General features: G+C 37.4%; 10 protein-coding genes. 6 read left to right on the top strand and 4 right to left on the bottom strand.

What is annotated here, in order from left to right:
* Window positions 1-237 precede the first annotated feature (237 nt).
* Window positions 238-1,620, top strand: a complete 1,383-nt coding sequence (locus tag AC5NT5_RS19110) for a Na+/H+ antiporter NhaC family protein (RefSeq protein ID WP_494513807.1) — start codon at window positions 238-240, stop codon at window positions 1,618-1,620.
* 70 nt (window positions 1,621-1,690) lie between these two features.
* On the opposite strand, the gene AC5NT5_RS19105 is transcribed toward AC5NT5_RS19110, so the two are convergent.
* Window positions 1,691-4,573: an insulinase family protein gene (locus AC5NT5_RS19105; RefSeq protein WP_494513806.1), complete on the bottom strand. Its 2,883-nt coding sequence runs from the start codon at window positions 4,571-4,573 to the stop codon at window positions 1,691-1,693.
* A 236-nt stretch (window positions 4,574-4,809) separates the two neighbouring features.
* Here AC5NT5_RS19105 and AC5NT5_RS19100 point away from each other — a divergent pair, with 236 nt between their 5' ends.
* Window positions 4,810-5,226 carry an MAPEG family protein gene (locus AC5NT5_RS19100; protein WP_494513805.1) on the top strand — a complete coding sequence of 139 codons (417 nt, stop codon included), beginning with the start codon at window positions 4,810-4,812 and terminating at the stop codon, window positions 5,224-5,226.
* Between the two features lie 67 nt (window positions 5,227-5,293).
* On the opposite strand, the gene AC5NT5_RS19095 is transcribed toward AC5NT5_RS19100, so the two are convergent.
* Window positions 5,294-6,034, bottom strand: coding sequence for a peptidylprolyl isomerase (locus AC5NT5_RS19095; RefSeq protein WP_138490388.1), 741 nt, complete (start codon window positions 6,032-6,034; stop codon window positions 5,294-5,296).
* Window positions 6,035-6,284: 250 nt separating this feature from the next.
* Between AC5NT5_RS19095 and AC5NT5_RS19090 the strand changes: the two genes are divergently transcribed.
* Together AC5NT5_RS19090 and ushA are read left to right on the top strand one after the other, a co-directional pair.
* Entirely contained in the window at window positions 6,285-6,470 is a 186-nt protein-coding gene (locus tag AC5NT5_RS19090) for a hypothetical protein (protein WP_024594581.1), read from the top strand.
* 87 nt (window positions 6,471-6,557) lie between these two features.
* Window positions 6,558-8,189, top strand: coding sequence for a bifunctional UDP-sugar hydrolase/5'-nucleotidase UshA (ushA, locus tag AC5NT5_RS19085; RefSeq protein WP_024594580.1), 1,632 nt, complete (start codon window positions 6,558-6,560; stop codon window positions 8,187-8,189).
* A gap of 29 nt (window positions 8,190-8,218) precedes the next feature.
* On the opposite strand, the gene AC5NT5_RS19080 is transcribed toward ushA, so the two are convergent.
* Together AC5NT5_RS19080 and AC5NT5_RS19075 are read right to left on the bottom strand one after the other, a co-directional pair.
* Entirely contained in the window at window positions 8,219-9,163 is a 945-nt protein-coding gene (locus tag AC5NT5_RS19080; RefSeq protein WP_494513804.1) for a hypothetical protein, read from the bottom strand.
* Window positions 9,156-10,022, bottom strand: a complete 867-nt coding sequence (locus tag AC5NT5_RS19075) for a type 2 periplasmic-binding domain-containing protein (RefSeq protein ID WP_494513803.1) — start codon at window positions 10,020-10,022, stop codon at window positions 9,156-9,158. The genes AC5NT5_RS19080 and AC5NT5_RS19075 overlap by 8 nt, the downstream gene beginning before the upstream one ends.
* Window positions 10,023-10,273: 251 nt before the next feature.
* On the opposite strand from AC5NT5_RS19075, the gene AC5NT5_RS19070 reads away from it, so the two are divergent.
* Window positions 10,274-11,128: a S1/P1 nuclease gene (locus AC5NT5_RS19070; protein ID WP_182671135.1), complete on the top strand. Its 855-nt coding sequence runs from the start codon at window positions 10,274-10,276 to the stop codon at window positions 11,126-11,128.
* 43 nt (window positions 11,129-11,171) lie between these two features.
* Entirely contained in the window at window positions 11,172-14,354 is a 3,183-nt protein-coding gene (locus AC5NT5_RS19065; protein WP_494513802.1) for a TonB-dependent receptor, read from the top strand.
* Window positions 14,355-14,388 lie beyond the last annotated feature (34 nt).

The raw sequence follows: 14,388 nt of genomic DNA, 5'->3' as shown, positions 1-14,388 counted from the left end.
TACAGGCACAACAATAGCGGTTTGCACTCCTTGCACCGTCTGGCGCCAAAGCCAACGCGTTTCACTTAAGCTGCTATTTAACATAACTGTTTATGTGTCCCTCCCTCGCGTACAAAAGCAGTGACTTGGAAGATGGTTTAACAACAAACTTATCATCTTCTTTGTTTTTGTATAAGCAGTTTAAAAATTAATACTATTTTAATTTTTATACATGCTTTTAATTTTGTGAATACTTAAATGCTTGAACCTTCTGCGTTAAGTTTACTGCCACCGTTAGTGGTAGTTGTATTGGCTGTTGTATTACGCCGCCCTATTTTATCTTTACTTATTGGTGCTTTAGTTGGTTTAGTTATCGCCGATCCTGCACAAGTACTTACTAACTTTTCGAGTACATCGCTAAAAGTGATGACAGACGAAACCATCGGCTGGCTAATACTTGTATGTGGTGGCTTTGGCGCTTTAATCGCGCTATTAGTGCGTACAGGTGGCGCATCGGCTTTTGGCAAGTTAGCCCTTAAATACACTAAAGGTAAGCGTTCTTCTTTGTTTATGACCTTTTGTTTGGGTGTAGTTATTTTTATTGATGACTACTTAAATGCGCTTACCGTGGGTGAAACCATGAAACGCATTACCGATAAATTTAAAGTGAGCCGTGAGATGCTTGCCTATGTTGTAGACTCTACTGCTGCACCAATTTGTGTACTTGTCCCTTTATCTACCTGGGCGGTTTTTTTTGGTGGCTTACTTGTAGATAACGGTATTGCTGAAGAAGGCAAAGGGATTGCGGTTTATATCCAAGCCATACCGTATATGTTTTATGCGTGGTTTGCAGTGCTTGTTGTTTTACTTGTTGTGCTGGGTATTATTCCTGCGTTTGGTCCAATGAAAAAAGCAGAGCAAATGGCACAAATTGAGCAAGCTCAAGTTGATCCAGCCCAATACAATGATGTTCAAACAGCGGATGAATATGCAGTAAAAGCCGTAGAAGAGAACTTTGAAGATGCTGATCCTAAAGGTAAATTACGTAACTTTTTGGTGCCGATTATTTTACTGGTTGCATTTACTGTTTACTTTGAAATAGACGTATACAAAGGCTTATTAGCAACAATGGCGGTCACTCTCCCGTTTTATGCTCTACAAAAATTAATGAGCGTAAGTGAAATGATTGAACGCATGCTTGATGGCTTTAAAAGTATGATCCCCGCGATTGGTACTGTTATAGCTGCGTTTATATTTAAAGATGTATGCGACTTAATTGGTTTGCCTCAGTTTGTTATTGGCAGCTTAAGCCCTTATATGACCGCTGCATACTTACCAGCCGTGGTATTTATTTCAATGGCTATTTTAGCGTTTGCAACTGGGTCTAGCTGGGGTATTTTTGCTGTATCAATTCCCATTGTTATGCCACTGGCAAATGCGGTTGATGCAAACATACCACTAGTCATTGGTGCGCTATTATCAGCTTCTTCTTTTGGTAGCCAAGCGTGTTTTTACTCAGATTCAACCGTACTCGCAGCGCAAGGTTCTGGTTGTAATTTAATGAGCCATGCCGTTACACAATTGCCTTACACGCTAATTGCTGCGGCATTAGCTGTTATAGGCTTTTTAATAATGGCTTAAATTAGCTGAATAAATAAAAACCCCAATGTAGTAATACATTGGGGTTTATTTTTAGCTGTATAAATAAAGCTTATTTTTGTAGTTTAATACCATTGTAATAGGCATCAAGCGTTGTGATTTTAGTTTGATTTGGTAAATCGGCAAAGTCACTTTCTATAAACTTAGTCCCGCGTAATTGCACATTTAAACGTGCAGCATTAGGGTTAAGCATTGTTTGCTTATAGTAGTCTTTTATATCTGCAAGCGTTACTTTTTCAACTTCATCAATCAGCTTTTGCTTAGAATCAAAGGTAAAGTTTTCACGGTACCAATCGTTTATAAGTGGGCTCATTTCGTCACTTAAGTTTTTAGGCTGCTCTTTAAGTGATACAAGGGTAGAGTTTTTAAGCTGCTCAAAAGTCTCTTCGCTCATGTTATCAAGTTCAACTGCGTACTCTTTTTTAAATTTATCAAAACGAGCTTGTATTTCTTTTGGTCCTTTAACCGGTGTTTGAATATACAAACCAATTGCTGAGTAATCTTCAATTGGGCGAGCTAACGCACCTACTGCGTATGCAAGCTGCTCCTCAGTACGCATTTTATCAAACGCAACTGTTCTAAAGTGGCTTTGTAATACAGCTGCTTCTGCTTTTTGTTTGTAACCCGCAACAGGGTGAACGGTCATATCGACCACCGCTACATCGGCTACATCGATATCTTTTTGTAATACCAGCGTTTCGCCCGGTTGTGGCAACCACGCTTTGCTTCGTGCAAATTCACTGCGCTTATGATTACTTGGTAATGTTGCACTTAATTCGTCTGCAATCGCGTCTATATCTTGCTGATCGTAGTTACCGTAACTAAATACACGTAAATCGTTTTGTGCAAACGTAGCTGATTTTAATTGTGCTAAGTCGGCAACACTCAGTGAGTCAGCGGCTTTAATAAGCGCATCTGTATCAAAGCCACCTGTACGCGTTAGTTTTGAATACTCGCCAAATGCTTGTGCATACGGAAACTGCTTTTGTTGGTTTAGTAAACTACGCTTAAAGCGATCTACCGCTTGGCTAAATGCTTGTGCTGTTTCATCGGCTTTTAATCCGGTTAAAGCTTGTTTAAGCAATACATCTTGCTTGTCTGTAAAACCACTCATAGATAAAACAAGACCATTACTCGGTGCTAAACTTACGCTCATACCGGCGATTGCTGCTTCGGTACTTAACTGACTTTGTTGAATATTATATAAATCAGCCCAAACAGAATAAAGGACTTCTGCTTTGATATCGTTCAAACCTGGTTGAGTATTTATATAAACTTCAACAAGCCCTTTTGGCTGCTCTGCAAATTTTTGACTTGCTTGGCGCCATACTTTTACACCATTTTTATCGTAAGCAAGTTCTGGGTGTTTTTGCTCTTTAAATGCTTGCGTTTTTATTGCAAAATTTTCAGGCAATAAATTGTTTACAGTCGGTAGTGCTAACTTAAGTTTGCTTGGTTTTTTCCAGCTGGCAATTTCATCATCGCTAATGTCACTGATGCGGTATTTACCGTCGTAAAAGTGTAGTTGTGAGTCTGTCTCTTCTTGCTGCGATACATACCAAATACGAAGGGTGTCGGCATTTAACTGCTCAAGTACATTGTTTACAGCGTCAGCGTCAAACTTTGCATAATAATAAGGTGCATTAATAGCGTGATTTAACGGATAGTCTTGCATGCTTTGCGTAAGCGAGCTTACATAATTAAACTCATCACCTTTTTCTAAAAACTTAAACTGGTTATTAAGGGAAGTACGAATTTCGTTGAAGTACTTGCTATCAACGCCTTCTTTTTTAATTAAATCGATGTACTGCATGATAGTTGCAACTATTTCGTCACGATTTTTCATGCCTTCATCTGTAAGCTCTACATTTACATTTAACGAACCGTAGTTGCCATATTGATTTGGTGCAGCTGAAGCTGAAAGCTGAGACACCCACCCTTTGTCACGAAGAAGTTGCGCTGGGCTGCCCGGCATTTCATTACTTAGTAAATACGCTACAAATCGGTTTGGTTTAAGTGCAAATTCGCTATTATTATTAGCAATGGTGAAATCAAGTTGCAGCTGTTTTACATCTTCATTTGGTGCATAAAACACGCGTTTTCCGCCAGCGTTATCAAAATCAAGTTTTGCAGTCACTGTTGGTTTTTCGATATTTTTATTTTTTATGTCAGCAAAGTATTTTTGCGCTTTTTGCTCCATTTCAGCAATAGGTAAATTAGAAATAAGCGCAACTTTCATAATATTTGAAGAGTAGTATTTATTATAAAAATCAACCGTTTCTTTATGAAGTGAACTATTTTCTTTATCGCCAAGGGTTTCTAGGTTACCAATTAAAAAACGATTAGCGGGGTGATCGCCCATCATTTTACGCGCGAGTTTAAATTGTCCAAAAAAGTCCATTTCGCGGCGCATTGACCACTCTGCATTCACTGCATTTTTTTCTTTATCTGTGTATTCTGGATATAACTTAGGCGCTTTGAAAAAGTCAGCAAAACGGTCTAGCCCTTCATCAAACGCGTCGTTATTAATCTTAAACATGTAATTAGTAATATCGAGCCACGTGTAAGCATTGTGCGCGCCACCATTTTTGGTCATAAAATCAGAATACCCTTTTGTGTCTGGGTAGCGATCTGTGCCTAAAAACAGCATGTGCTCTAAATAATGCGCCATACCTTGTTGCGACATTGGGTCGTGCAGTAAACCAACACCAACGCTGAGTGCCGCTGCTGATTTTTCAGCACCTGGATCTGACACTAAAATTACTTCAATGTCGTTTGCCAGCTTAAGTGTTTTATATTCGCGGTTATCGTTAGGACTTACGACTAACGTATCTGATAGTAAAGAGGCCTGAGGCGCCACTGAAACCGAAGCCGTATTTGAACAACCACTTAAAACTGCAAGTGCGATAGCACTAAAACCAATAATCTTTTTCATTTTTGTTTTCCATTAAAAAGTATTGCGCAAAATAGCGTGCGCCAATTCAAAGCAATATAGTTAAGCTAAACTAACATTTTCAATTAATAACTTTCTACAAAATAACGCTATTTTGTGTAACACATTGTGAAAAATGTCTTCATAATCGGATATTAGTTGGGAGTCTGCCAACCTTGCGAGATTAAAAATCATTCAATATCAAAAAATACGCAAATTCTAAATAATAAGGAAAAACAATGGAAAAAATCATTATACTTGCCATGTTTGCACAAGTTACGCTTTCACTGGTTGTCATGCTCATTATGGGTAAAAGGCGCTTTGCCGCGGCTAAAAACAAACAACTAGATTTAAGTGATTTTAAAACAATGCAGTTAGATAAGGCTGGCGACACTATTAGGGTGGCAGATAGAAACTTTTCAAATCAGTTTGAAATACCTGTGCTTTTTTACGCGGGATGTTTACTTGCACTGCAACTAAATAGCACCAGTACACTTGTGGCAATACTGGCCTGTTTATTTGTAGCAACACGTATTGTGCACAGTGTTATTCATTTAGGTGAAAATAACGTACGCGCACGTTTTAAAGTATTTTTACTGGGTTGTATTTGTGTGTTTTCAATTTGGCTAGCAATGGTTTGGCGAGTACTATTTTAAACTGCAAAGTTTAATAATAGTAATGTGGACGGCTGGTTTAGGCCATCCACATTACCGTTAATTTTAATTATTTAGCACGTTTTAAACGAGGTACCGCAAGTAAAAAAGCACCTAAAAGCCAAATTAACCCGCCGCCAGAACTGCTACTAGAACCTGTTGATGTGTCAGAATCAATTAACGTATTTTCAGTGACAGTAAGGCCTGCTGCTGAATTAGGATCATCATCCATTACCGCCACATTTTGAATAGTCACTAAGTTAGCACTACTAATTGTTACATCAGTACTTGCACATTGCTCAGCAGTAATATCAACCACGGGTGTTTCACCACAGTGTACTAACGCTGCAATTTTATCTAAAGTTGATTGGCTTGCTGCAGTAATTTGTCCAAACACAGTAAAGCCACCATTTTGCGTATCAAGTGCTGCACTATTGTCTGTAATATTAAAAAACCACTGACTTGTTGCGCTATTAGCATCACCCGATAATTTAGCCATCGCAATGGTGCCCTTAACATTAGAAAAAACGGGCTCATTTTCTACAGCAGGCTTTGTAGTAATCGCATCTAGCGAATCAGAAAATGTAAATCCACCACCTTGAATAACAAAGTTACTAACAGAGCGGTGAATTACTGTTTCGTTATATGAATCGTCTTGAACGTAACTTAAAAAATTTGCGACTGTTTTGGGGGTTTGTTGATCAAACAGGTTAATTTCTATGACACCTTGGCTCGTGTTCATTTCAACTATAGTAGCGGTGCTTGTAAAACTTGCTGCAGCAAGTGCTGAGCCAAGTAAAAGTTTTTTCATGTTTTATTCCTGTTGTTATATTTTTTAAATAATTAGTTAATGCGTTAACACATTAATGCCATCGGCGACTAAAATCGATTCTAAAGTGTGAGTTGATACAATTAAGACCGTGTTGATAACAAATTAATTACATATGCCATTATTTATATTCTTTTTTGCTATATAAATCTAACTATTTAAAATTAAATCATCTTAAAAGTGTGGTCACTTATTTGTTACCTTAAAAAAACACAAACAACAGGATCTAACAATGCCACATACTAAACAAACAATTTGCGACTTTGGTTTACACAAAGGTGAACCATACACAAAACTACCGGCGAGCTTTTTAACGTGGATGGTAGGTATAAACCATACTAAGCGGGAATATGCGGATGCAGAGTTAAAGCGTCGCGAAAGTGCCGCCACAAATCGATTAACTGTACCTTCTAAATAAAATGTCAATAAGTACGTTTTTTTAGCATAAAACTAGTTTAAACTACCCGCTTGATAAATTAAGTAGACCTTAATCCATAGGTATTTTATGCGTATAATTATTTTATTTTCGATTATTTTTAGTGTACTTGGATGTACATCTCCTGCTCCTGAATCAACCTCTAACAGTACTCCTACTGAATATTTAACTGTTCTTCATACTAATGATAATCACGGCCGTTTTTGGCAAAACGAAAAAGGCGAATACGGTATGGCCGCTCGCAAAACGTTAATTGACTCTTTACGTAATGATGCCCAAAAGCAAGGTCATGCCGTTTTACTTCTCTCTGGTGGTGACATTAATACCGGTATTCCTGAGTCAGATTTACAAAAAGCAGAACCTGACTTTAAAGGTATGTCGCTGATTGGTTATGATGCAATGGCATTAGGTAATCACGAATTCGATAACCCTATTGATGTATTGAAGCAACAGCAAAAATGGGTGAACTTTCCTTTTCTATCAGCCAATATATTTGAAAAAGAATCAGGCGAACATGCGTTTGATAGCTATAAAATATTCAAAAAAAATGGCTTAACTATTGCTGTTATTGGATTAACAACAACAGACACAGCTAAAATTGGTAATCCTCAGTATATTGGCCACTTAGAGTTTAAAGACCCTGTTGACGTTACCGCAAAACTAGCTAAAGAAATAAAAGCTAAGTACAACCCTGATATTACCATTGCGCTGACTCATATGGGTCATTATGTTGATGCTAGCTTTGGCATTAATGCACCAGGTGATGTAACACTTGCTCGCTCACTTCCTGCAAACACGCTTGATATGATCATTGGCGGTCACTCACAAGAACCTGTGTGTATGAGTGATACAAATGTAAATGACGACAACTTTAAACCTGGCCTTGCCTGTAAGCCAGACCAGCAAAACGGTACTTACATTATGCAAGCCCATGAATGGGGTAAGTATGTTGGTAAAGCTGAGTTTAAGCTTGAAAACGGAAAATTAACGTTACTAGACTACAAACTCATGCCTGTTAATTTGTATGTAGATAAAGTTCAAGCTGATGGCTCTACTAAAGCAGTATTAGCAAACGAGTACATTAAACCAGACCCTAAACTTGAATCTTATTTAGCGGTATACCAAGCTAAAGGCGCTAAACAAATTGAAGGTACCATTGGTGAAGTAGATGCTCGCTTAGAAGGTGACAGAAACAAAGTTCGTTACCAACAAACAAACCTTGCACGTGTAATTATTCAAGCTCAAATGGATGTAGTAAATGCAGACTTTGGATTAATAAGTGGCGGTGGTATTCGCAGCTCAATAGAGGCTGGTAAAGTAAGCTATAAAGATATTTTAAAAGTACATCCTTTTAAAAACCGCATTACTTATATGGATTGGCAAGGCAGTGATTTATGGGATTACTTAAATACAGTAACGAGCTTCCCACCGGATGCTGGTGCTTATTTGCAATACCATAAAATATCGTTTGAGCGTAAAAATAATCAGTTGGTTAATGTTTTGATCAATGGCGAACCGCTTAATAAAAATAAAACATACAGAATGAGTCTAAATAGCTATAACGCATCAGGCGGTGATGGTTATCCTGCACTTACAAATAAAAAAGGCTTTGTAAGTACAGACGAAACAGATGCTAAAGCACTTCAAGACTTTATATCAAAAAATAGCCCTCTCAAAGCGGCTGAATTTACCCCTAAATAACCTCTAAGAATAAGAGGAAAGTAATCTAGTTACTTTCCTCTTATTTCAATATTACCTTTTTTAATATTTGCCAGCCCATAACTATGCAAACGAGAACGAGAGCCTTCCCCATAGGCTTTAGGTGGGTAATATAACTCTTTTTCTTCAGGACACTCACTAAGTACTTCATCTAACGCCGCACGTATCTCACTCAAGGTTTTTTCTAGGCTATTATTAAAATTAGGCCTTTTTCTAACCGTATGACCAAGTTCGACCAACCTATAAAAATACTTGTTAGCGAGCTCTAGAAGCTCCTCTGGTACATCTTTATTATGACTAAGCGCTACATCATCGTTATTTGTACAATACTCTACAAGTGCTAAATAAAAGCATAATGGCTTATTGGCTAAACCCACTTTTTGCTCTGCATTACAACTACTTGATAGTGTTTTATCGTTAAGATCAACTATAAGTATCAGCGGCGTAGGCTCTGCAATTGATTGATGCTGTGCATTATTAGACTGCTTATTGCTTTGTTTGATAAACGCAAACTTAACCCAAAAACTAATCAACACACTTAATACTAAAAATATAAAATAGTAAATAAGATGGCTCACTGTAAAGTGGGTTTGCTGAACGTTAAATACAACTAATACAGGTCCGTTATTAGTGCTCAAACTACGTGTTATTTGGTGTAAGTTTACAGGTGCTAGTATTTCGCCTTTTGGTGCAATAGCAACAACTTTAAGATCATTCGAATTAATGTAGCTGTTTAAGGTTTTAATGTAGCTATTAACCGCATCTTTATTCCCTGAATGCTTTAGCAGCTCATTTGATAAATCAAGTAATGGTAAGTCGAGTGCTATTTGCCTTTCTATCTGCGTTATTTTTTGTTTAGTCACTTGCTGGCTTTTTTGAATTACAGAAATATAAAACACAGAAGATAAAGTTAAAAATAAGCATAGTAAAACAAGTAGTTGTTTATATTTACTCATCACTAACTTCCTCTTTTAAGTTTACTGAGCTAGTACCGCAACTCCAAAACGATTGTGCATTTTGATAATAATGCAAACTTTGATCTTTAGACATATCAAGCAAATTTGCCTGTACTGCACATAATAAATCAGTATTGTTTTGCTGCATTTTTAAATACCATCTTGTTCCAGTAATATTATTACTCAAAGGCGTAATATAGTTTTTTGAAAAACGTTTTTCGTCACTCTCTTTCCAAAACGAAGCAATAATATCTACTTTTCCGTTGGCGAGTAAATCGCGTAATTCGTTATGAGAACTAGCATAAGTGATTTTCAAATTAGCTAAATTTATATCCAGTTCTTTAAACATTTGCTTTGGTAAAATATGCCCTGATCGGCTGGTAGGATAATCAAGCAAACCTATGCGTTTATCTAAAAAATATTGTTTAGTGACTCGAGGTTTTTCTTTAGAAGATATAAAAAAAGCCGTGTAGTCAGAAAAACCAACAACGGGCTGGTAGTTATATGTCGACTCTGCTTTAAAGGCTGCCATAATATTGTTTTTAGCCAAAATTAAGTCAGCAATTCCTTTACCCACAAACTCAAAGCTGTCTGCCGTTCTATACCCCCAATACCCTTTTACAGAGCCATATTGCTTAGCTACTACGTTATCAGAGCATAACTTTTGTGTTAATAATTTGGCTATTTTTTTTGATTGTGTAAAAACAATTAATTGGCCTTTGTTACTTGTAGCAGTTGTTTGACACTCTGTTGAGGTTTCGATCATAACCGGAAAATGTAAATCATCATTGTATACACTAACTTGACCGCAAACCCACGTAACGACCAATAATAGAAACAAAAATGTAACAATTAACATTTTGTGCAACACAATATTTTTATAATCCAAAGCAATGCCACCCAAAAATAGACGATATAGTGTATTTGAACAATTTCGCTTACCTATTACAACAAGTAATTTTACCTGTTAAATATAAGAGACTGATTTTAAACGCAATTTAATAAGAAACTATGAATTTTAATAAGTCCTTCCTATCAACATTAAAAATGAGGACAATTGACCGCATTAGCTTATAGCAACCCCATGAAATATTCATTTAGGAAGTTTTAATGCATAACAATATAAAGTACTCGATATCTTCTGCGCTTTTGATTAGTGCGATATTCACAAGCACTAACTCACACGCTTGGGGTCAAAATGGCCACCGTATTGTAGGGCAGATTGCACAATCTCATATAAGCGAAACAACTAAAGCAGCAATTAAACCTTATTTAGATGGTGAGTCACTTGCGCAAATATCAACGTGGCCTGATGAAATGCGCTCTGCTCCTGGCGACTTTTGGCAAAAGCAATCATCTCGTTGGCATTATATTAATGCAGCACCAGGAAAATCTTTCAGCTTCAATCACGATCACACTAAAAACAAAGAATCTGTAAGTAATATCCTAGAAGGCATTCACTATTCCATGCAAACACTCACTGATAAAAATAGCACCTTAGATGCTAAGCAGTTCAGTTTGCGTTTTTTAGTGCATTTAGTAGGCGATAGCCATCAGCCATTTCATGCCGGTCGAGGTGAAGACAGAGGTGGTAACCGTATTAAGGTTTCATTTTTTAACGAAGAAACAAATCTTCACAGCCTTTGGGATACAAAGTTAGTTGAGAACGAGAACTTGTCGTTTACTGAATACGCTCAATTTATTGATACAAATAACAGCGAGTTAATTGCTGAGTATTTACAAAGCTCACCTAAAACTTGGGTTGAAGAATCACACAATTTAGCAACAAAAATTTATAAGTACACCAACGACGAAGTTGGGTACAGCTACATTTATAACAACACTCCAATTGTTAAAACACGCCTACAACAAGCGGGTATTCGACTAGCTGGACTATTGAACGCCTTATTTGACCCTTCTGCAAAAGAGTTAGAAACGGCACTAAAAATGACGACTGACAAATAAACAGTATTAAATTTATATAACCTACACACGGGAAATCAACATTATGACTAAGCTTCGCCTTTCGAAATTAACTGGAGCGGTAATTTTAGCTCTAGGTGTTTCTACAAGCGCAATGGCTGCTGATACTTCATCTGCAATGCGTGGTAAAATTACAACGCCTTCAGGTGGCAGTGCTGCAAACGTTAAAATTAAAGTAGTTCACCAACCAACGGGAACTATTAGCGAGCTAACTACAAACGAAAGTGGTACGTTTATCGCTAATGGCTTACGTGTAGGTGGTCCTTACATGGTTATCATTGATTCTGATACGTTTAACGATACCACTGTTGAAAATATCTACTTGAACCTTGGTGAAACTTACCGTTTAAGCTCGCAGCTTGCTCCGCTAAACATCGAAAAGATTGAAGTGTCTGGTTATAAGATTGTTCAACAATCAGGTGGCTCTAGCAGTACATTTGGCTCTGACACTATTGAAAATATGCCAAGCTTTAACCGCGACATTAAAGATATTGCGCGCTTAAACCCACTCGCCAGTATTAATGGTAATGGTGAGCTAACGTTTGCAGGTAGTAACCCTCGTAGCAACGGTTTAACAGTTGACGGTATTGGTCAAAATGATGACTTTGGCTTGAACTTTGGTGGCTACCCGACTTCTCAGCCTCCTGTAGCACTTGATGCTATTGAACAAGTTTCTGTTGATGTATCTCCTTTCTCAGCTTCTAAAGGTAACTTTGGTGGCGGTACTATTAACGCAGTAACAAAGTCTGGTACGAATGAGTTTAAATTCTCTGGCTTTTATGAAATATCTACTCCTGAGATAGCTGGCGATGTCGATAATATTGTACAAGAAGACGATCTTGATGAGCTAGGTCATAAAACTTACTCTACAAATAAAGTAGAGCCGATTAAAACTGAAGAAAGATTTGGTTTTAACGTTGGTGGCGCAATTGTTAAAGACGAACTGTTTTATTTCGTTAACTATTCAGAATGGTCAAGCGAATTAGATCTTGATTACGGCTTTGACGGCTCTGGTGCAGCCAACGAATTTAATACTTCAGAAGCTAACTATAACCGTTTCATTTCTATTTTAAATAATGAATATGGCTTGACTGATTCATTAGCAGGTGCGCCAGAAGATACAAATAAAAACCTGTTAGTTAAGCTAAGCTGGAACGCAAGTGATGACCATCGTTTAGATTTTACTTACCAATGGCAAGACGATCAAGATGAGCGTAACACTAGCACCGGTGGCGATAATATTGTACTAACATCGAACACCTACGCCTACGTAACGAAGTTCAATAACTTTTCAACAAAGCTTTACTCTGATTGGACTGAAGATTTTTCTACTGAAATTGGTGTGTCATATAAAGATGTTACCTCTGATAGCGCAACTCGCTCAAACCTAGGTAGTATTTCAGTTGATGAAGATGGTCGAAATGGCCCTTCTTACAACTTTGGTACAGATCAATATCGTCATGCTAACCGCTCTGAAACGCAAAATTTAACTTTCACACTCGATGCTACCTATTTAATGGATGAGCATGAAATAAACTTTGGTGCTCAATATGAGTCACTTCGTTTATATAACTTATTTGCTGAAAACTCTCTTGGCACGTGGAAGTTTGATAGCTTAGAAAATTTTGAAAACCGTGAAATTGGTTCTTATGATTTCTCTTATCAGAATGCTTACACTAATGATTCATCTGATACAGCATATGATGTAAGACGTAACCAACTAGCACTTTACATTGAAGACACTTTTTATGTAGGTGACGATTTAGAAGTTACAGCAGGTGTTCGTTATGAGCGTTTATCATCAGATGATAAACCAACTCTAAATGAAAATTTTGCGAATACGTATGGCTTTACTAACCAAGAAAATCTAGATGGTCTAGACATTATACTTCCTCGCGTTGGCTTTAAATACTACGTAACAGAAGCCCTTACTATTAACGGTGGTATTGGTCGCTTCCAAGGTGGTATTCCAAATGTTTGGTATAACAACTCATTCCAAAGCGATGGTATTACATTAGTATCTGCTCCTAACGATGTAATTAACGACTACTATGCAAATAACACTGCCGATATTACTCAGGTGCCTGATGAAATTAAAAACTCATTAGAACAAGGTGCTGGTAGCGTTGCTTATATCGACCCTGATTTTAAATTGCCTTCAAGCATTCGCACCCAAATAGGTTTTGAATATGAGTTTGATTCTGAACTATTAGGTGATGGCTTTAAATGGCAAGCAGAGATTGCTTATCATAAAAAAGAGAATGAGGCGGTATGGCATAATACATCTATTAACCCAATCGGTATTGCAGCTGATGGTGAACGCGTTATAAATGAAACTATTTATAGTGGCTCTTTAGCTGATAACGCTGACATAGAAATGACGAATTCATCTGATGATGGACGTTCAATTATTATTTCAACAGGTATTGCTAAACAGTGGGATAATGGCCTGTTTGTATCGGCAAGCTATGCACACCAGGATGTTACCGAGTCATCAGCCGGTTCAGCTTCTCAAGCGGAAGGCAACTACAAGCATAATATTACAGTAAATCGTAATGAAGATATTGCAGCACGTGGTTTTTACGAAGTTGAGCACAGCTTTAAAATCAACTTAGCATATAACACAGAGTTTTTTGAAGGGTATGCGACTAAGTTTAACGTGTATTTTGAACGTCGTTCAGGTCGTCCATTTAGTTATACAATGAACATGTATAAAGACAGTGATTTGGGTGATACGAGTAGTTTCTTCAGTAATGGTGCTTACTTACCATATATACCTACAGGTGCTGATGATCCAAATGTAAACTGGGATGAATCAGGTATGACTTGGGCTGAGTTAGAACCATTACTAGAGCGTGCTGGTATATCTCAGCGTGGTGGTATTTTAGGTAAAAATACAGCAACTCAACCTTGGGTTACTACGATGGACGTTAGCATTAAGCAAGAAATACCAGGCTTTGCTGAAGGTCACACTGGTGAGGTTTATCTAATGATTGATAATTTCGCAAACCTTCTAAACAGCGACTGGGGTGTAGAAAAACGCTTAGGTTACTCTAACCAAACTATTTATGACTTTGGTGGCCTTGATGACCAAGGCAGATATAAAATAGACAACAGCTTTGGCGGTGCAGATGTGCGTAATTACTCACAAATCAATTCATCGTCATCAGCTTGGCAGGCTAAAGTTGGTATTAGCTACAAGTTTTAAGCCTTAATAGGTAAGTAATAACACATTAAGTTAT

The sequence above is a fragment of the Pseudoalteromonas sp. J2K-J599 genome, from assembly GCF_059295115.2.
This window is presented reverse-complemented; position numbering and strand designations above follow the sequence as displayed.

What these genes read in the sequence shown, in the direction of transcription:
- AC5NT5_RS19110 (WP_494513807.1), top strand. Translation starts at nt 238, where the DNA reads ATGCTTGAACCTTCTGCGTTAAGTTTACTGCCACCGTTAGTGGTAGTT.
- AC5NT5_RS19105 (WP_494513806.1), bottom strand. Translation starts at nt 4,573, where the DNA reads ATGAAAAAGATTATTGGTTTTAGTGCTATCGCACTTGCAGTTTTAAGT.
- AC5NT5_RS19100 (WP_494513805.1), top strand. Translation starts at nt 4,810, where the DNA reads ATGGAAAAAATCATTATACTTGCCATGTTTGCACAAGTTACGCTTTCA.
- AC5NT5_RS19095 (WP_138490388.1), bottom strand. Translation starts at nt 6,034, where the DNA reads ATGAAAAAACTTTTACTTGGCTCAGCACTTGCTGCAGCAAGTTTTACA.
- AC5NT5_RS19090 (WP_024594581.1), top strand. Translation starts at nt 6,285, where the DNA reads ATGCCACATACTAAACAAACAATTTGCGACTTTGGTTTACACAAAGGT.
- ushA (WP_024594580.1), top strand. Translation starts at nt 6,558, where the DNA reads ATGCGTATAATTATTTTATTTTCGATTATTTTTAGTGTACTTGGATGT.
- AC5NT5_RS19080 (WP_494513804.1), bottom strand. Translation starts at nt 9,163, where the DNA reads ATGAGTAAATATAAACAACTACTTGTTTTACTATGCTTATTTTTAACT.
- AC5NT5_RS19075 (WP_494513803.1), bottom strand. Translation starts at nt 10,022, where the DNA reads ATGTTAATTGTTACATTTTTGTTTCTATTATTGGTCGTTACGTGGGTT.
- AC5NT5_RS19070 (WP_182671135.1), top strand. Translation starts at nt 10,274, where the DNA reads ATGCATAACAATATAAAGTACTCGATATCTTCTGCGCTTTTGATTAGT.
- AC5NT5_RS19065 (WP_494513802.1), top strand. Translation starts at nt 11,172, where the DNA reads ATGACTAAGCTTCGCCTTTCGAAATTAACTGGAGCGGTAATTTTAGCT.